Source organism: Pseudomonas deceptionensis, assembly GCF_900106095.1.
Classification (GTDB): domain Bacteria; phylum Pseudomonadota; class Gammaproteobacteria; order Pseudomonadales; family Pseudomonadaceae; genus Aquipseudomonas; species Aquipseudomonas deceptionensis.
This window is the reverse complement of sequence record NZ_FNUD01000002.1, coordinates 4,963,205-4,982,131: the sequence shown is the minus strand read 5'-3', so window position 1 is coordinate 4,982,131 and position 18,927 is coordinate 4,963,205. Positions and strand designations below refer to the sequence as shown.

Below are 18,927 nucleotides of genomic sequence, written 5' to 3'. Positions count from 1 at the left end.
TGAGAGCCTGTAGATGAACCACTTGCCCGCCCCGGTACGCTGGCTGTATTCCCTGGAATGGCGCCGTGGCTTTTATGAATGGGCACGCAGTGATGGCGTGACTTGGGTACATATTTTCAAAGTGCTGGTTGCGGCCTTTTTGACCCTGTGGCTGGCCATGCGCCTTGAGTTGCCGCAGCCGCGCACGGCGATGATCACGGTGTTTATCGTGATGCAGCCGCAAAGTGGCCAGGTGTTCGCCAAAAGCTTTTACCGGTTTTTGGGCACCCTGACCGGTTCGGCGGTGATGGTCGCGCTGATCGCTTTGTTTGCACAAAACACGGTGCTGTTTCTCGGCGCCATGGCGATTTGGGTGGGCATCTGCTCGGCCGGTGCGGCCCGTTGCCGTAACTTCCGTGCCTATGGCTTTGTGCTGGCGGGCTATACCGCCGCCATGGTCGGCTTGCCCGCGCTGGCGCACCCCGACGGGGCCTTTATGGCCGCGGTATGGCGGGTGCTGGAAATCTCGTTGGGCATCTTGTGCTCCACGGTGATCAGCGCTGCCATCCTGCCTAAAACCGCAGGTGCGGCGATGCATGACGCGCTCTACAAACGCTTCGGTGTGTTTGCCGGCTTTGTGAGCGAAGGCTTGCGCGGCCAGTCCACCCAAGAGGCCTATGAAGCCAGCAACGTGCGTTTTATCGGTGAGAGCGTGGGGCTCGAAGGCATGCGCAGCGTGACGGTGTTTGAAGACCCGCACATGCGTCGTCGCAGTGGCCGCTTGAGCCGTCTGAACAGCGAGTTCATGGCCATCACCACGCGCTTCAATGCCCTGCACCAATTGCTCGCGCGTTTGCGCAGCCGTGGCGTGGTGGACGTGGTGTCGGCCATTGAACCGGAGCTGGAAATACTTGCCCGGTTGCTCGACACCTACGCCGGTCGTTCGTTGACCGATAAAGATGCCGTCTTGCTGGCCGAGCAGCTGGATGCATTCAAGTCGAGCCTGCCGGGGCATGTGCGTGCGCTGCGGGTGAAGTTTCTGGAAAGCGATCCGAGCTCCTCGGACTTTCTGGACTTCAACACCGCGTACGAGCTGCTGTTCCGCTTCGTTGACGACTTGCACAGCTACGCGTTGACCCACGCCTCGCTGGCCGATCACACCCACGAGCGCGAGCGCTGGGACCAGCCCTTTATCTCGCAAACCAACTGGTGGTCAGCTGCTGCGTCGGGCATTCGGGCAGCATTTATTCTGGTGGTGCTCGGCACCTACTGGGTGATGACGGCCTGGCCCAGCGGCGCCACCATGACCTTGATTGCAGCCGCCACCGTGGGCTTGTCGGCGGCCACGCCGAACCCCAAGCGCATGGCGTTCCAGATGGCGTGCGGGACCTTTATCGGTGCGCTGGTGGGCTTTGTCGAAATGTTCTTCGTGCTGCCCCATATCGATGGCTTCCCGCTGTTGTGCCTGGTGTTGACGCCGGTGATCGTACTTGGCTCGTTCCTCACCTCACGGGCCAACTACGCGGGTGTCGGCCTGGGCCTGCTGATTTTTTTCAGCACCGGTTCGGTCCCCGACAACCTGACGATTTACAACCCGTACCAGTTCATCAACGACTACATCGCGATGGTGCTGGGCATGCTGGTTTGTGCCGCCGCCGGGGCGATTATCCTGCCGCCCAACAGCCGCTGGTTGTGGAGCCGCCTGGAGCAGGATCTGCGCGAGCAAGTGGTGTACGCCATCAGCGGCAAGCTGCGGGGCCTGAGCTCCAGCCTGGAAAGCCGCACCCGTGACCTGATGCACCAGGCGTATGGCCTCGCCGCCGGCAAGCCGCAGGTGCAACGCGAACTGTTGCGCTGGATGTTTGTGGTGCTGGAGGTCGGCCACGCCATTATCGAATTGCGCAAAGAACAGGCGATCTTGCCGATTCACCCGGCCTACGCCGAGGCCCAGCCCTGGCGTCAGGCCATCCGGGTGATGGGCCGGGCGCTGGTGCGGCTGTTCATAGCTCCTAGCGAAAGCAACCTGGAGCGTGCGCTGATTGCCGTCGATCACGCCATCAGCCGGGTCCAGTCCACCGATGAGCCGTTCGCCCGCAACTTCGACACCTCGGCACTGGTCCGGGTGCAAAGCTACCTGCACTTCATTCGTACTTCACTGCTGGACCCGCAATCGCCGCTGGCCGCTTACGCCCAGCCGCAAGGACTTGAACATGCCACGTGAAATCGCCTTCCACGGCGTCTACATGCCCACCATGACCCTGATGTTTTTTATCGCGGCGGGGTTGGCATGGGGCTTTGACCGACTGTTTTCCGGTTACGACCTGTACCGCTTCTTCTGGCATCCGGCGCTGCTGCGCCTGAGCCTGTTTGCCTGTCTTTTTGGCGCCATGGCGCTCACTGTTTACCGTTGAGACCGATCCGATGAAAAAGTTTTTCAGCCTGCTCGCCACCTTGCTGGTTCTGGCCCTTGCGATATGGATCGGCCGCACCCTGTGGGAGCATTACATGAACACCCCGTGGACCCGTGATGGACGGGTGCGGGCCGATATCATCAACGTCGCGGCCGACGTTAACGGCTATGTGACAGGCGTGCCGGTCAAAGACAACCAGTTGGTGAAAAAGGGCGACGTGCTGCTGGAAATCGACCCTGAACATTACGAAATCGTGGTCAAACAAGCGCAATCGCTGGTGGCGTCCCGCAAGGCCACCTGGGAGATGCGCAAGGTCAACGCCCATCGCCGCGCGGACATGGACAGCCTGGTGATCTCCCGCGAAAACCGTGACGACGCCAGCAACATCGCCGACTCGGCCCTGGCTGATTACCAGCACGCGCTGGCCCAGCTGGACGCGGCGCAGCTCAACCTCAAACGCACCAAAGTGTTGGCCACGGTCGATGGCTACGTGACTAACCTCAACGTGCATCGCGGTGACTATGCGCGGGTGGGCGATCCGAAAATGGCCGTGATCGACAAGGATTCGTTCTGGGTTTATGGCTTCTTCGAAGAAACCAAACTGCCGCACATCCGTGTGGGCGACAAAGCAGACCTGCAGATGATGAGCGGCGAAGTGCTGAAGGGGCATGTAGAAAGCATCTCGCGCGGTATCTACGACCGCGACAACCCTGAGAGCCGTGAGCTGGTGGCGGATGTAAACCCGACGTTCAACTGGGTACGGCTGGCGCAACGGGTGCCGGTGCGCATCCACATCGATGAAATCCCCGATGGTTTCCTGCTGGCGGCGGGCACTACCTGCACGGTGATCGTGGCGCAGGAAAAAGCAGAGTAACCAGGTCTGCTCAATTTTGGTGGGAGCTGGCCTGCCAGCGATTCAGGCGGGAGGTGTTTGAGACACGCCGCATGATGCCTTCGCGAGCAGGCCCGCTCCCACGGTTTTAATCCGCGATGAACGTCTCATGCAAATGGCGCCACAGCACCTTGCCGTCGGCGGCTTGTTCAAACACCACGGTGGCGCGGCGGTCGGTGCGGTTGCCGTTGTGTTCCTCCTGCAGTTCCCGGTAGCTGATCACCGCACCGCCTGCGTAGTGGGCGATGCCCGTGAATTCGCTCAGGGAAATTTTCAACCCGGGGCGCGCACCGCGCAGTTGTTCAAACAGCGCTTCTACGCCGTCGGCATCCAGCACTTTACCGCTGGGTGTGATCATCGAAAACTCGGGTGAAAAACGCCCCAGCAACACCGGTAACACGCCGGGCTCCAGGCCAGAAAACCAGCCTTCGATCTCTACGTGGGTTTCGTTAACAAGGTCAAAGTAGCTCGCAAAATCAGTCATCAGAATCTCCAGGTCAGGGTGCGAGCAAGGCCAGCACGCGGGATGTATCAAGGCGTAGAACGGGGATAAGCGGCACCAGCGTCAACCCGCAGCCGATGGCAAAGCATAGGGCAAAGGCGTGGGGCGTCGAGGTGATCGTGGTCAAGGCGCCAAACAAGGCCATCATCAATGCCGGGCCGAGTAAAAAACTCAACTGACGATTGATATTCCACAGCGCACTGGCGGGGCCCATGTGTTGGGGGGCGATGTCGATAAATGCCGTGTTTTGCGCAGTGCTGCTGCTCAGGCTGCCACCAAAGCCCATCAGTGCGTACAACGCCATCGGCAACAGCAGATCGGTGTTTTGAATCTGTATCAACAGTGCAATGCCCAGTGCCTGGGCGCTCATGCCCAACAGCAGCAAGGGCTTGGGGCCGACGCGGTTGAACTGGTAGCGGCTCAGGGTGATGCCCAGCGCCGAGGCCAGGGCCCACGGCAACATCAGGGCGCCGGTTTGCGTGGCGCTAAAACCCAGTTGGTGCAGATACAAAATGCTCACCAATTGCGTGCCGATAAAAATCCCGGGGATGAACAGGTACGTGAGCATTGCCACCTGCAGCGGCGGGCCTTTAAGCAAATGCCCCATCAGCGCGGCGCCAGCCCTCAGCCCGGCCTTGTCCAGGCGCGGCGGGTGAGGCGGTCGTGGTTCGGTTTTGAGCCAGCAGGCGGCCAGCAACAGCGTCAGCAAAGCCAACGGCAAATTGGCGTAAAACACCCAGCGCCATGACAGTGTCTGCACCATCCAGCCACCCACTACCGGCGACAGGGCAGGCACCAGCAGCGCCACGAGCAAAATCACCGAGGTCAGGCGGGCGCGTTCGCGAACCGGAAAGTGCCGATACGCCATGGCCTGGCCGACCGGAATCAACAACCCACCGCCCAACCCTTGCAGCAGGCGCCAGCCAATCAGTGCCTCGATCGACGCCGCGTTCGCCACGCACCACGACGCCACGCTGAACAGCACCAGCGAGATCACCATCAGGCGCTTTTCGCCAAACACCGCTGCCAGCCACACGCTGGGCAAGATGATCAGGATCAGGCCGAGCATGTAGGCATTGCCGATCCAGGCCAGTTGAGTGACCGACGCCTGCAGTTCCTGACTGATGTCGGGGTAGGCAATCGCGGCGGCGAACATGTTCACCAGATCCAGCGCAAAGCCCAGCAAATACACCAGTGCGATTTTGTTGCGATAGGCCATGGCCGGCTCCTTGATCAGAAGCCGAACAGTAGGCGGCTTTTGCGCCTGGAGGAACGCCGCTTACGCTGCTAGATTGTCAAAATTATTTTGACAATGGGCAGGTTCACAGATGGTCAGCCTCGATCGATTCGACACCTTCAAAGCCGTGGTCGAAGCCGGCTCACTCACCGCAGCGGCCGATTTACTGGGCCAGACCCGTGCCGTGGTCAGCTTTAACATCAAGCGGCTGGAGGCTGAACTGGGGGTCACCTTGCTCACGCGCAACACTCGGCGGCTGGCCCTGACCGAGGCGGGCGAACGTTTTTATCTGCATTGCGTGAATATGCTGGAGGCGGCCCGGCTGGCCATTGATCAAGCGCGCAGCGACCACACCGAACTCAAGGGCACGCTGCGCATCACCACCACGGTGGAATATGCACTGGCCAAAGTGGTGCCCGCACTGGAGCTGTTTCGCGCGTTGCACCCTGACCTGAACGTGCACTTGTCTACCTCATCGACCCATGCCGACCTGATCTCCGAGCGTTTTGACGTGGCGTTGCGGCTGGGCCGCGTGCTCGACTCCAGCCATCGTGCGGTGCAGTTGAGCACCTTCGAGATTTTGCCCGTGGCCTCACCGGCGTTTGTGGCCCGCGTGCCGAGTGTCAACAGCGTACAAACCCTTGAGCAGGCCCCGTGGCTGGAACATGGCCGGGTAGGGGAGTTGAGCATCACCGAGGTGAGCAGCGGCACAGTGAGGCCCTGGCAACCCAACCCCGCCAAGGCAGGGATCAAGGCTGACAACTCATCGGTGCTGCGCGCTTTTGCCCTGACCGGGCAGGGGGTGGCGATCCTGCCCGACTGGTTGATCGAGGACGATTTGCAGGCGGGGCGCCTGATTCATTTACTGCCCGGCTGGCAATTTACCCGCCAGGGGGTTTACGCCCTGTACCCCGACACCCGTCATCTGCCGTTGAAGGTGCGGGTGTTTATCGATTTTATGAAGGCCCATGCGTAGACGGCGCCTGATCACAGGGGCTTATTCAACCCGAACCGCTTCATCAGGATTTTTTGCAGCAGGCGGGCCGGCACCAGCGCGGCCAGCAATGGCATGGCACGGCTGCCGTTGCCGTATCTGAGCAACATCGGCGGCCCGGGTTTTTGTACGGCCTTGAGCACCGCATCAGCAAAGGCCGCTACGGGAGTGGGGTTGTCTTGCGAGGCTTTGGCCCTTGCGCGAATACCGTCACGCACCGGCCACCACGCCGAGCGTTCGTCAATCAACTGCTCGGCCTGTGCGCTGGCATTGTTTGCGAAGCGGGTGTCGATGGCGCCGGGCTGCACTTCGAGCACGTCAATGCCAAAGGGTGCCAGCTCCATGCGCAGGGCATCGCTCAGGGCATGGACGGCGGCCTTGGAGGCGCAGTAAGCACCGGCAAACGGGGTCACCAGTACGCCGGAGACACTGCCAATATTGACCACCAGCCCCTTGTTGCGGCGCAGTGCTGCAAACAGGGCGCGGGTGACACCGACCACTGAAAATACATTGGTTTCAAACTGCTGTTGCAGACCCTCGACGCCGCCATCGAGCAACGGACCCATGGCGCCGAAACCGGCATTATTGATCAGCACGTCCAGGCCTGCGTCATCGCTGGCCAGGTGCTCGGCCAATTGCGCCAGCGCCTCCTTGTCATTCACGTCCAGTTGCACCGCGTTGAACCCTGCTGCTGCCAACAGGGCCACATCCTCAGGCTTGCGGGCGCTGGCCCAGACCTCGTACCCCGCAGCCTTGAAGGCATCGGCCAGAGCACGGCCTATACCGCTGGAGCAACCGGTGATCAAAACACGCTGCATCAAAATATCCTTAGTTGGCAAAGCTGCCTTGCAGGCGCTCGGCTCTGAATTCGAGGGTTTGCGGGCGATAACCGGCGCGCAGGGGTGGCATGGGCAGGCAGTCCTGCCAGCTAGCTCCGGGTTGCAGCTCGCCAGGCCCACGGTAGCGCGGGGCGGTGTAGAGGTTGTCGGCAAGGTTGACGGTATCGCCGGGGGCATAGGCCGCGATGCGCCAGCCGAGTTCGGCCAAGGGCACGGTATTGCGGTTTTGCAGCGTGAGTTGCAGTGGCCGGTCTGCGGGGCACTGCACAGGGTCATAGACGATACGCAGCTCCAGGCGTGCCAGTTGCTGAGATTCGCGATGATCCAGCCATGCGACTGATGCTGCAACTATCGCAAGTCCCAGCACAGCAGCCAGCGAAACCGGCAATGCCTTGGCCGGATAGCGCAGCAGCAGCACAAGCCAGGTGATGATCAGTAATACGCCGATGAACATGGCGGGGGTCCCGTAATACGGCTGGTGTGGGCTGCGGGTTCTGCGGTTGTTTGCCGGTACGCGCCGCTCACTTCCAAGTTTAGGCCTTTGTCCATGTATATGGACGATTCAATTCCCAACCATACCTGAGCGAGAGCGATACCGTTAGTCGTGACTGTCATAGTTGACAGTCTCCGAGTCGCGGCGCCAAGGATTAACTATCGATTACCACCCGCTACCTGCCTGCGAGAGTTGATGATGTTAAATCAGGATCGCTACACGCCTACATTGGCTGTTTTGGACCCCCTGGGCCGGACGGTGCGTTCGGTTGCTTATTGCAGTGTTGGCAGCAGCCCGGTTGCCGAGGCGCGTATCAACCGAATCAAGTTCGATGCAGCGGGCAGGGCCGCCGCTCAATGGGACCCGCGCTTATGGGCGTTGCATGCACAAGATGCTTCGACCCCGAGCAATCTTGAGAATGTGTTTTCCCTGTCGGGCGTGTTGTTGAACTCGCGGAGCGTTGATGCCGGTGTACGAATCAACTTGACCGGTGACCTCGGGCAGGTGCTGCACAGCTGGGATGGACGTGGCAGTCAGCAGCACGTCGAATACGACCATTTGCTGCGCCCGACGGCTGTTTTTGAACAGGCGTCGGGCGGCTCTGAGTCTTGTATTGCGCGCTACCTTTATGGCACTGCGGATGAGCTTTTTGCTGTTCGCAACCAGTATGGCCAAGTGGTTCGCCTCGATAGCCCGGCAGGCACCTGTCACTTCAGCTCATTCGGGGTTACAGGGGCGTTGCTTGAACAGCATCAGTTTTTTTTGCAGGCGCTGGAGCCGCCGCACTGGCCAGAGTCACTGAGTGATCGCGATGACTTGCTTGAGTCAGAAGAGGGCGCGACCACGCAGATGCTCTTCAACGCCTTGGGTGAGCTTGTGATGCAAACCGACGCCCAGGGCAACCAGCAGCAGTTTGATCACAACGTGGATGGGCAGTTGCGCCAGACACACTTGCGCCTCAAGGATGGCGAGCCTCAAGTGCTGGTGCGCGATATTCACTACAACGCCCAAGGTGAGATAACGTATCAAACCGCGGGCAATGGTGTGGTCAGCGTGTTTGGTTACGCGCCTTGCAATGGGCGGCTTATACGGCTGTACGCGAGCCTGCCACAGCAGAAAGCCTTGCAGGACTTGTATTACGTCCACGACCCGGTAGGCAATATCCTGAGTATCGAGGACAAGGCCTTGGAGGTTCGTTACTTTGCAAACCAGCGCATCGAACCGATCAGCCATTACACCTACGACAGCCTTTACCAGTTGGTCGATGCCAAAGGATGGGAGGCCGGGCGGGCCAACCGGGGGCCAGACCAGATAGCGGACCCACAAGCGGTGGCCTCGTATCATCAAACCTATCGTTACGATGCAGGCGGCAATTTACTGGAGCTGGTTCACCAGGGGCCGCAAAGTAATGGACGCGTGCTGACGGCTGCCAAATACAGCAATCGGTGCCTGCCCGAACACAATGGCCTGGGGCCGACGCAAGCCGATATTGATGCGGGTTTTGATATGTGCGGCAATCTGCGGGCCCTGGAAAATACGCGGACGCTGGTGTGGAACTTACGTAATCAGCTAAGCGAAGTCAGACCGGTAGAGCGCGAGTCGGGGCTCGATGACAGCGAGCTCTATATTTATGATGTTGACGGCTTACGCCAGCGCAAGATCCGCTCAGTCCAAACCAATGTTCGTACCGTAATCAACGAGACTCGCTATTTGCCGGGGCTGGAAGTTCGCATGAACAAAGCCAGCGGCGAAACGGTGTACGTCATCAGCGCACAGGCTGGCCGCAATAGTGTGCAGGTGCTGCAGTGGAACAGCTCACCGCCCAAAGGGTTGGCCAATCAACAGTATCGCTACACGCTAAGCGACCATCTGAGATCTTGCACCCTTGAGCTGGACAGTCAGGCCCGGGTCGTCAGCCGCGAAACCTATCACCCGTTTGGCACTACGGCATTCAGTGAAAAAGGCGATTCGAGCGAGAGTAGCTATCGCACGTTGTGTTATTCGGGCAAGGAGCGGGATGCCACAGGGCTTTATTACTATGGACTTCGTTACTACATGCCCTGGTTGCAGCGATGGATCAATCCTGATCCCAAGGGTTATAGGGATGGGCCGAATCTATACGCGTTTGTTGGGGGCAACCCGGTAACGTTCATGGACACTGATGGGGCCGTCCGTATTGACGTCAGTAATCTAACCAAAGAGCAGAAAAAAGCGATTGACCTGGATGGGCCACAGGCGAAACCCGCGTGGAAGGTCTATGACGCCGGTCGGGGTGAGGTAAAACCCAGTAGTAAAACCCGAGAATTGAACAGTGAAATGTACAACTCCTTCAAACAGGGGCATGTAACTAACCTGATCACCAAAACACTGTTGATTGAAGGCTCTCCCAATCAATTCGTTGATTTGTGGCGATCACAGAGGGCTCCGCAAGAATTTCTCCAGCAGCGTCGATTCAAACAGGGTACGAGTGCTTATATCCAATGCCGAACAGGGAACTGCGGTGAACATTCGGAAATCGCTTTCAGCCTGCTGGCAAGTACCAAAACCGAGCAACCTGTATTTCGCGTTAATGCACAGGGGCTTGATCATGCTTTTGTTGTGATTGGTGACCGTCGCCAGATGAGTGATGAAAAACTGGTGATTGTTGACCCGTGGCCAAACTTCCCCATGGTTCATACTGCTGATGTTGGGGAGTTCACCATAGGGAGTACGATAGAAGAGTCGGGGCGGGAAGCGGTGTCCAGTCATCGATTGGATGATGCGACATTGAAGGGGAACAGTGGAATGTTGTTCCCGACATTAGCGGTTGGTGGCGGCGCCAGTCAGAAGCGCAAGGTGTTAATCAAGGCATTTGATGACAAGGCCAAAGCCCATAGCCCAACGGGTGAATCGCCGCTCTTTGAACAGCTGTTTTCAATTGATGATAAATATCGCGGTATGTTGTACATGAAGTCGGGCAAGGAAAAAGTCTTCAATGCCCTGCCTGCCAGTTATGTAAATGACCGTATGAAGCACTATTCAAGTTACATGAACAATCACTACGGTCTGCAGTAAAGCGAGTGGGGTGTGAGCAGTCAGCATTGAGGGCTGGCTGCATCACATCCGTCGAAAGGCGGGAGACTATTGCGGGGCGTGGTCGCGTAAAAACACCAACAGGTTCGGCTTGGACTGTTCTGCGCTAAAGCGATAACCCTGCTCATCGAACTGCTTGAGGTGATCCGGGTTATTGATGCGTTCCTTGATCACGAACCGGCTCATCATGCCGCGGGCTTTTTTGGCGTAAAAACTGATGATCTTGTGCTGACCGTTTTTCAGGTCCTTGAATTCGGTATTGATAATGCGTGCGTTCAAGACCGGCTTTTTGACCGCCGAGAAATACTCATTGGACGCCAGGTTTAGCAGTACGTCATCGCCTTGCTCGGCCAGCGCTTCGTTGAGCCACTCGCTGATACGGGTGCCCCAGAACGCATAGAGATCCTTGCCGCGGGCATTGGCCAGCTTGGTGCCCATTTCCAGGCGATACGGCATCATCAGGTCCAGCGGACGCAGCAGGCCGTACAGCCCCGAGAGCATGCGCAGATGAGTTTGCGCGTAGTCGAAGTCTGCCTCGTTGAAGTCCACGGCGTTGAGCCCGGTGTACACGTCGCCCTTGAACGCCAGCAGTGCCTGCTTGGCATTTTCGGGGGTGAACGCGGGTGTCCAGCTGCCGAAACGCGCTGCGTTGAGGCCTGAAAGCTTGTCGGACAAGTGCATCAGCTCGCCAATCTGTTGCGGGCTCAGTTCGCGCAGTTGTTCGATCAGTTCCTGGGAGTGGTCCAGGTATTGCGGCTGGGTGAAACGCGCAGTGGCCGGCGGCGTCTCGTAGTCGAGGGTTTTAGCGGGTGAAATCACCATCAGCATGAGGTCGTCTCCATTTAGCGTCGGGGGATTCTAGGGGGTTGAGCGGTTTGACTCCACCTATGAGCGCGATAGACCCACAGTGTGCGGTTATAGTGCTGCCAGTTTTTACTGGGAGATTGACCCGTGCGCATTGCTCTTTTTTTGTCGGCCTGGTTGCTGTGTCTGGGGGCGGTGGCGGCGCCGAATGAGCCGGCGACGCTGGACCGCAGCACCTGGCCCGAGCAATTGATCAGCCCGGCTCTGTTCGATGTGGCCTCACGCGCTGAAATCCTTGCCTTTGCCCATGCCTTGCTGGCCAGCGAGGCGCTGGACGACACCGCGCTCAAGCAGCGCCTGAACCTCAAAACCATCAACATCGACGCGATCGACAACGTTCGCCAGCGAATGTGGCAGCGGTTGTTGGCCAACTACAATTTTGCCCAGCAGAGCTGCGATCAGGACGCTTCGTTTTGCTATTACGTCGACGGCATGGACAGCTTGCGCGAGCAGGCGGGCAAGTTTGAAATCGCCGATGACTCGTTTTATGTGGCCTGGGCCGAGCCGAGTCGTGAATTTCACCAGCGTTACCTGGACGAACAACTGCGCAAGGCGGCGCTGCTCCCGCAAATCAGCAGCGAAATCGAGCTGTTGGGCGAGCAAGAGTTCAACGGTGATCAGATGCATGACCGGCTGTTCATGCTGACCTTCGACAGCGGCCCCACCCAATTGCCGGGCACCACCGACTGGCTGACCGATTACCTGCGCAAGCAGTCCATGAACGCGACTTTTTTTGTGCTGGGCAACAGCGTGCAAGTGCGGCTCGACAACGGCGGTGAACAGGCCCTGCAAGGGCTGTACAAGGGGCAGTGCGTGGGCGTGCAGGGCTGGGAATATCGCTCCCACAGCCACTGGCAGGCCTGGCAGGACTCGATTTTGCGCAGCACGGGCGTGGTCAAACAGGCGTTGGCGAACAACTACGTGCCCCTGTTCCGTCCGCCCTATGGGCAGAGGCGGGCAGACAGCGGGGCGTTTTTCCAGACGCAGGCGTTGCGGGTGGCGCTGTGGAGCATTGATGCACAAGACATGGCGGCCAGCCTGAGTGCAGAGCAGTCGGCACAACGGGTGCTGAGCCTGATGCTTTTGTGGCGCCACGGGGTGATTGTGTTTCACGATACCCAGGACAAAGTGCGCACGGCATTGCCCTGGTTGCTTAAGGCAACGGCGCAAAGTGGCTTGGGGTGGGAGGATTGTGCAGCGTTGGGCGCAGGGTAAACAGAACGCCCGCCTGAGGTGGGCGGGCGATTTCTCCGGGGGTTACAGAAGGTGCAAGGCCAGGTCGCTGCCGACGCGAAGGTATTCAACCTGGGCAATGATGGCGTCTTTGACAATGGTTTCACCGGTGTCGCTTAGTTTGGCCTTTTTGGCGTCAATGACCGAGAGCTGCAGCAATTGCAGGGCGACATCCATCGCCTTTTGAAAGGCGGTCAGGTTGTTATGCTGACCAAACTCCCGAATGATCACAGCCATGCGTTCGTCGGCGTTGTCGCGAAGTTGCTGGTATTCGAAAACAGACACGCTGCCGTCTTTGTAAATATCGAGCAGCATGTGCTCCAGCGTTTTGGAAACAGGGGTCATATAGCCTCCTTTGGCATGAAGATGGGTCGCGCAGGCTTAAGTCAGCCAATGCGAAACGAAGCTTAATGCTGCCGAAAAGAAGGGTTTGTAGGCTCTGTCCATGCTTCCAGTCAGAGGGCTCTGGCTTTGCCGGGAACAGGCCGGATCATGCTCGAGAAATTGCAAATTTGTAGCAGGTGATTACTAAGCCTAGTAGCGATTAGTCATGACGCCAAGGCTATTCGTCATTCCGAAAAATAAATCCTCCAATCGCTAAAAAAACTTTTTTTTGTCACACATTTAGGAGTATTACGAAGACAGACGGCCGAAACCTGCAACACAGGTGGCGTCTTCCAAGACCCATCGGGCAGGTATTTGACGGCAGTCACTTCGAGGCGCAGCACTGTTGCGGTATTGCGTCGACTGGCTCCCCACAAAGGTGACCGAGTATGGATGATCACGGACGCACTCCTTCTGCCCACAAGCCAATCCTTTATGTACTCGATACCAATGTTCTGATTCACGATCCAAACGCATTGCTTAACTTCGAGGAACACCACGTCACCATCCCGATGACAGTGCTCGAAGAGCTCGACAAACTCAAAACCGGCAAATTGCTGGTGGCAGCAGAGTGCCGCCAGGCTATTCGTTTGATTGATCAACTGCTCGGTGATGCCAGCCCTGAAAATGTTGAAAAGGGCGTGCCGATCCAGCGTGGCAAAGGTGCTCCGAAGGGCTTTCTGTCGATCCTGATGAGCAAGCGCCGCGAGCCCAATGCGCTGTTGCCCGAAAACCTCAACGACAACATCATCATCAATCAGCTGATTGACCTGCACGCCCGCGAGCCGAAGTTGCGTGTAGTGCTGGTGACCAAAGACATCAACATGCGGCTCAAGGCCCGGGCTTGCGGGATCGAGTCCGAGGATTACAGCACCGATCAGCTGGTCGATGACGTGTCGATGCTGTCCCGTGGTTACCACACCATGACAGGCTCGTTCTGGGACCGGGTCAACAAGGTGGAAACCCGTCAGGGCCATGGCCGCACCTGGCACCAGGTGCAGATGAACGAAAACCTGCCTTCGGTGCATATCAATGAATTCATCATTGATGAGCAGGGCTTTGTTGGCTGGATCAAGGAAGTCCGCAAGGATCAGCTGCTGATTCTGGACATGCACCAGGAGCCGCTGCTGCATCAGGAAGCCTGGGGGTTAAAACCACGGGACATTTACCAGGGGCTCGCGCTGTTTGCCTTGCTCGACCCGGATATTCACCTGGTCAACCTGTCGGGTGCAGCGGGTTCGGGTAAAACCATTCTGGCGCTGGCGGCGGCCATTGAACAAACCATGGTCAGCAAGCGCTACCGGCGGATTATCTGTACCCGCAGCGTGCAAGGGCTGGATCAGGAAATCGGCTTTTTGCCGGGTACCGAAGCCGAGAAGATGGAGCCTTGGCTGGGGGCTATCACCGACAACCTTGAAGCCCTGCACATGGATGACGAAAACACCCATGGCAGCGTCGACTACATCCTGAGCAAGGTGCCGTTGCAGTTCAAATCCCTGAACTACATCCGCGGTCGCAGCTTCCAGCAGAGCCTGATCCTGATCGATGAGTGCCAGAACCTGACACCGCACCAGATGAAAACCATCATCACCCGTGCCGGCGCCGGTTCCAAAGTGGTGTGCCTGGGCAACCTGGCACAGATCGATACGCCTTACCTGTCGGCCACCAGTTCGGGGCTGACCTACCTGACGGAGCGTTTCAAAGATTTCCCCAACGGCGTGCATATTGCGCTGCAAGGGGTACCACGCTCGATTCTGGCGGAATACGCCGAGTCGCACCTCTGACATTGCCTGTTTAACCCTGACCCGGGCGGCCTTGAGCCGCCCGGTTGCGTTTCAGGGGGAGGGTGCTGTCGTGTGTTTTTTGGAGATCAGGCTATAGATCGACGGCAACACAAACAGCGTAAACAGCGTCCCCACCACCATCCCCACGACTATCACGATGCCCAGCCCGAAGCGGCTGCTGGCCCCTGCGCCGCTGGCAAACAGCAAAGGCACGAGGCCGACCACCATGGCGGCGGCGGTCATCAGGATCGGCCGCAAGCGGATGCGGGCCGAACGGATGATGGCGTTGGCCGGTGAGCAGCCTGTGGCGGCTTGCAGCTCGTTGGCAAACTCGACCATCAGGATCCCGTGTTTGCTGATCAGACCAATCAGCGTCACCAGTCCTATCTGCGTGTAGATGTTGAGCGTGGCCCAGCCCAGCGCCAATGGGATCAAGGCTCCGCAGATGGACAGCGGTACGGTGATCAGGATGATCAGCGGGTCTCGCAGGCTTTCGTACTGCGCCGCTAGCACCATGTAGATCACGATCAGGGCGAACAGGAACGTCAGCATCAGCGCGTTGCCTTCATGGATAAATTGCCGCGAATCGGACTGCCAGTCGTAGCTGAAACTGGCGGGCAATTGCTCGCTGTGTTCGGTCAAAAAAGCCACGGTCTGGCCCAGGCTCACGCCCGGTGCCGCGATGCCCTGCAAGGTCGCCGAATTTTGCTGGTTGAACTGTTTAAGGCGGTTGGGCTGGATATCGCTGTGCAAGCTGACCACGGTGGCCAGCGGTACTTGTACCCCGGCATCTGTGGCGAGGTAAAAGCCGTTCAAGGCCTCTGGCGTCAGGCGCTGGCTGGCCCCGGTTTGTGCGATCACATCATAGGAGCGGCCCTGCATCGCGAAGCGGTTGGTGTAGTTCTCGCCGACCAGTATCGCCAGGGTGCTGGCGATGTCTTGCAGACGGATACCCAGGCTGTTGGCCTTGTTGCGGTCGATCCGCACCTCGGTCACCGGGTTGTTGAACGCCAGGTCGCTGTCGACCACGGCAAACAAACCGCTGGCCCGAGCCTGCTGTTTCAGCTGTTCCATGGCCAGGTACAGCGAGCGGTAATCCTCGGTGCTGCGGATCACCAGTTGTACCGGCAAACCACCGGTGGAAGCGGGCAGCGCCGGCATCTGGAAGACGAAGATGGCATTGCCTTCCACGCCGTCGACCTGCTGCTGCAATTGCGTCTGGATCTGCGCCGCACTGCGCCCGCGCTGGTTCCACTCCTTGAAATTGACCCCGGCATAGCTGGCCGCCACACCGTCGGTGCCGTTGATGATCCAGGTGCCGGTGGCTTCGGGGATGGCGCCGAGGACACCACTCAGTTGCGCGGCGTAGCGCTCAACAAAATCGAGGTTGGCGTGCTGCGGGGATTTGATCGCCAGCAGCAGGTTGCCCTGGTCTTCGTTGGGCGCCAGCTCTTTTGCGGCCTGGCCGTAGAGCAGTGGCAGGCTGAGCAGGATCAGCACGGCAAAGCCCAGGACCACGCCGCGCTTGCGCAATGACAGCAGCAAGCCTCGCTGATAACGCCGTGATAAACGGTGGAAGAACCCCTCGGCCATCATGCCCATGGCGCCTTCGTTTTGCCCGGCCGGCAGCAGTTTTGCGCACATCACCGGGGTCAGCGTGAGGGCGATCACGCCCGACACCAGCACCGCGCCGGCCAGGGTCAGGGCGAACTCCTTGAACAGCGCGCCGGTCAGGCCGTTCATCAGGCCGATGGGCATGTATACCGCGGCGAGGGTGACGGTCATGGCGATCACCGGCGAGGCGATTTCCCGTGCGCCGATCAGTGCGGCCTGAAGCGGGGCGAGGCCTTCCTTGATATGGCGGTGGATGTTTTCGGTGACCACAATCGCGTCGTCCACTACCAGCCCGATGGCAAGCACCATTGCCAGCAGCGTCAGCAGGTTGATGCTAAAGCCAAACAAATCCATCAAGGCCAGGGCGCCGAGGATCGACAGCGGGATGCTGAGGATCGGGATCAGCACCGTGCGCCATGAACCCAGGCACAGAAAAATGATCAGCACCACGATCAGGATCGCTTCGAGCAAGGTCTGGACCACCTCCACAATCGAGGCTTCGATAAAGTGCGCGGTTTCGAACGCCAGCGCGGCTTCGACCCCGGGTGGCAGGGTTTTCTGGATGTCCGGCAGCAGGCGCTTGATGCCCTCGACAATGACCAGTGGGTTGCCCTTGGGCGTGGCGTACAGCCCCAGATGCACCGCGGGTTTTCCGTCCATCAGGGCGCTGGTTTCGTAGGCGGCCGAGCCCAGCTCGATCTCGGCAATATCGCGCAGGCGCAGCAGGCGGTCCCCACGATTGCTGATCACCAGGTCGCGAAACTCGTCAAGGGAGGTGAGGTCGCTGTTGACCTGAATCGATGAAACCACGTACTGCCCTTTGATTTGCCCCGGGGCGGCCTGGAAGTTGTTGGCGCGGATCGCCTGTTCAACCCCGGCGGCGCTGATGCCATGGCCGGCCATGCGTTGCGGGTCGAGCCACAGGCGCATGGCCAGGCGCTGGCCGCCAAAGGTATCGACCTTGGCCACGCCTTCAATCGTGGCGAACAAGGGCTGTACCACCCGGCTTAGGTAGTCGCTCAGGGCTGCGGCCGAGAGGGTATCGCTGGTAAAACCGACATACGCCACGGCGGTGGACTCACCGGCCGAGCGCTCGATCACCGGGTCGTAGGCCTGTTCCGGCAAGCGATACTTGACCTGGTTGACCTTGGCGATCACCTCGCTCAGGGCCTTGGCCGAGTCTTGGTTCAGCGCCATGCGCAACGTTACCAGGCTGTGGCCCTGCACCGAGGACGAGCTGATGTAGTCGACGCCCTCCACCGAGGCCAGCGACTGGTTGATGGGCTGGGTGACAAAGCCCTGCATCAGTTCGGCCGGGGCCCCGGGGTAGTCGGTGCTGACGGTGATCACGGAGCTTTCCAGCAATGGGTACTGGCGCACGGGCAAGCCCATATAGGCTTTGAGCCCGGCCAGCAGGATCATCAAACTGACCACCAGCGCGAGCACCGGGCGCCGGACGAACATATCTGTGAACTTCACTCGATGGCTCCTGCGTCAACGGCCAGTACGCTGTGGGTGATGGGCTCGATACGTGCGCCATCGCTGAGTTTGATCTGACCGGAGATCACCACCTGATCCCCCGGCGCCACTCCATGGGTGATCACCACCCAGCCATCGCGGCGCTCGCCGGTCTTGACCGAGACCCGGCGCACAGTGGGTATGCCTGCAGGTTGCACGACATAGAGGTCTTCGCCATAAGCGCTGTAGGTCACTGCCGTTTCTGGCACGCTCAAGGTGTTTTCGGGCAGCGGCTGGGGCAAGCGTACCCGGGCAAACATGCGCGGCAGAGCGGTGCTTGGCGGGTTTATCAGGTGTGCCTGCACGCTTACGGTTCGGGAACGATCAAGGAATGGATCGATGCTGCTGACCACGGCCGTCAGCGGTTGATGGGGCAGGGCATCGAGTTCGATCAGCAGGCTTTTGCCGGTGGAGAAGCGGAGCAGGGCTTGCTCGGGCACACTGAAATTGACATACAGGCCCTTGCTGCCGATCAGGTTGATCAGGGTATCGCCGGGGTTCACGTACTGGCCCAAATGGACTTTACGAATCCCCAGAGTGCCGTCGAACGGCGCTCGGATGGTGCGCTGCTCGATCTGTGCCACCAGCCCCTGAACTGCACCGCGTGCGGTGGTGTATTCGGCTTGTGCGTTGTCCAGCGCTTCACGGGAAATGGCGTTTGAGCCGATCAGTTTTTTCATCCGCTCCAGGCGTACCCGGGTGTTGTCCAGTTGGCCCTGCAAGCGCACCAGTTGACCACGCTCGGGCGCATCGTTGAGCCGTAACAGAACTTGCCCACGGGTGACCCTTTGCCCGGATTCAATGGGCAATTCGATGATCCGCCCGCCAATCTCGGCGGGCACGCTGACTTCCTGCACCGCTTCCAGTTCGCCAATCGCGTCCAGATACCGGATAAACGGCTGGTTGCTGACCATGGCCACGGCCACCTTGACCGGCGCGGCCTCATACGCGGCGGGTGCCGGCTGTTGCCAGCGCCATACGGCCCAGAAGATCAGGATCAACATCAGGCCTGAAAACCCGTAAAGGGCGTTGCGTGGGGTAAGCTGGCTCGTGTTACGCGCCGTGGCAGTGGAAGGTGTGGGATCTAGCATGCAGCGCTCCCTAGGAGTGG

Annotated in this window: 15 protein-coding genes; 7 read left to right on the top strand and 8 right to left on the bottom strand. The window is 59.2% G+C overall.

Going from position 1 to position 18,927, the window contains the following annotated elements; genetic code table 11:
* The first annotated feature begins 13 nt into the window (after positions 1-13).
* Genes BLW11_RS23005 through BLW11_RS22995 form a run of 3 tightly spaced genes read left to right on the top strand, consistent with a single transcriptional unit; the run spans position 14 to position 3,264 of the window.
* Positions 14-2,200 carry an FUSC family protein gene (locus BLW11_RS23005; RefSeq protein WP_048360022.1) on the top strand — a complete coding sequence of 729 codons (2,187 nt, stop codon included), beginning with the start codon at positions 14-16 and terminating at the stop codon, positions 2,198-2,200.
* Entirely contained in the window at positions 2,190-2,390 is a 201-nt protein-coding gene (locus BLW11_RS23000; RefSeq protein WP_016781859.1) for a DUF1656 domain-containing protein, read from the top strand. The genes BLW11_RS23005 and BLW11_RS23000 overlap by 11 nt, the downstream gene beginning before the upstream one ends.
* Positions 2,391-2,400: 10 nt before the next feature.
* Positions 2,401-3,264: an efflux RND transporter periplasmic adaptor subunit gene (locus BLW11_RS22995; protein ID WP_048360021.1), complete on the top strand. Its 864-nt coding sequence runs from the start codon at positions 2,401-2,403 to the stop codon at positions 3,262-3,264.
* A 106-nt stretch (positions 3,265-3,370) separates the two neighbouring features.
* On the opposite strand, the gene BLW11_RS22990 is transcribed toward BLW11_RS22995, so the two are convergent.
* Positions 3,371-3,766 (bottom strand): hypothetical protein, encoded by a 396-nt coding sequence (locus BLW11_RS22990; RefSeq protein ID WP_048360020.1) that lies wholly within the window; start codon positions 3,764-3,766, stop codon positions 3,371-3,373.
* A 13-nt stretch (positions 3,767-3,779) separates the two neighbouring features.
* Positions 3,780-5,003 carry an MFS transporter gene (locus BLW11_RS22985; RefSeq protein WP_048360019.1) on the bottom strand — a complete coding sequence of 408 codons (1,224 nt, stop codon included), beginning with the start codon at positions 5,001-5,003 and terminating at the stop codon, positions 3,780-3,782.
* 109 nt (positions 5,004-5,112) lie between these two features.
* On the opposite strand from BLW11_RS22985, the gene BLW11_RS22980 reads away from it, so the two are divergent.
* The gene (locus BLW11_RS22980) at positions 5,113-5,997 is read left to right on the top strand and encodes a LysR family transcriptional regulator (RefSeq protein ID WP_048360018.1); all 885 of its coding nucleotides are present in this window, start codon (positions 5,113-5,115) and stop codon (positions 5,995-5,997) included.
* An 11-nt stretch (positions 5,998-6,008) separates the two neighbouring features.
* Here the strand turns inward: BLW11_RS22980 and BLW11_RS22975 are convergent, their stop codons facing one another.
* Positions 6,009-6,833, bottom strand: a complete 825-nt coding sequence (locus BLW11_RS22975; protein WP_048360017.1) for an SDR family oxidoreductase — start codon at positions 6,831-6,833, stop codon at positions 6,009-6,011.
* Positions 6,834-6,843: 10 nt separating this feature from the next.
* Entirely contained in the window at positions 6,844-7,308 is a 465-nt protein-coding gene (locus tag BLW11_RS22970) for a multidrug transporter (protein WP_048360016.1), read from the bottom strand.
* Between the two features lie 237 nt (positions 7,309-7,545).
* Here BLW11_RS22970 and BLW11_RS22965 point away from each other — a divergent pair, with 237 nt between their 5' ends.
* On the top strand, positions 7,546-10,401 hold the full coding sequence (locus BLW11_RS22965; RefSeq protein WP_053069546.1) for an RHS repeat domain-containing protein: 2,856 nt from the start codon (positions 7,546-7,548) through the stop codon (positions 10,399-10,401).
* Between the two features lie 66 nt (positions 10,402-10,467).
* Here BLW11_RS22965 and yaaA read toward each other — a convergent pair whose 3' ends face one another.
* Positions 10,468-11,247, bottom strand: coding sequence for a peroxide stress protein YaaA (yaaA, locus tag BLW11_RS22960; protein ID WP_048360015.1), 780 nt, complete (start codon positions 11,245-11,247; stop codon positions 10,468-10,470).
* 123 nt (positions 11,248-11,370) lie between these two features.
* Here yaaA and BLW11_RS22955 point away from each other — a divergent pair, with 123 nt between their 5' ends.
* Positions 11,371-12,498, top strand: coding sequence for a polysaccharide deacetylase family protein (locus tag BLW11_RS22955; protein WP_048360014.1), 1,128 nt, complete (start codon positions 11,371-11,373; stop codon positions 12,496-12,498).
* Between the two features lie 42 nt (positions 12,499-12,540).
* Here the strand turns inward: BLW11_RS22955 and BLW11_RS22950 are convergent, their stop codons facing one another.
* Complete coding sequence (locus BLW11_RS22950; protein ID WP_048360013.1) at positions 12,541-12,861, bottom strand: hypothetical protein; 321 nt, start codon at positions 12,859-12,861, stop codon at positions 12,541-12,543.
* A 428-nt stretch (positions 12,862-13,289) separates the two neighbouring features.
* Here BLW11_RS22950 and BLW11_RS22945 point away from each other — a divergent pair, with 428 nt between their 5' ends.
* A complete protein-coding gene (locus tag BLW11_RS22945; RefSeq protein ID WP_048360012.1) occupies positions 13,290-14,684 on the top strand; it encodes a PhoH family protein in 1,395 nt (464 codons plus the stop codon).
* Between the two features lie 51 nt (positions 14,685-14,735).
* On the opposite strand, the gene BLW11_RS22940 is transcribed toward BLW11_RS22945, so the two are convergent.
* Together BLW11_RS22940 and BLW11_RS22935 are read right to left on the bottom strand one after the other, a co-directional pair.
* Positions 14,736-17,777, bottom strand: a complete 3,042-nt coding sequence (locus tag BLW11_RS22940) for a MexW/MexI family multidrug efflux RND transporter permease subunit (protein WP_048360011.1) — start codon at positions 17,775-17,777, stop codon at positions 14,736-14,738.
* Positions 17,774-18,907, bottom strand: coding sequence for an efflux RND transporter periplasmic adaptor subunit (locus tag BLW11_RS22935; protein WP_053069545.1), 1,134 nt, complete (start codon positions 18,905-18,907; stop codon positions 17,774-17,776). Before BLW11_RS22935 ends, BLW11_RS22940 begins: the two co-directional genes overlap by 4 nt.
* Positions 18,908-18,927: the final 20 nt, after the last annotated feature.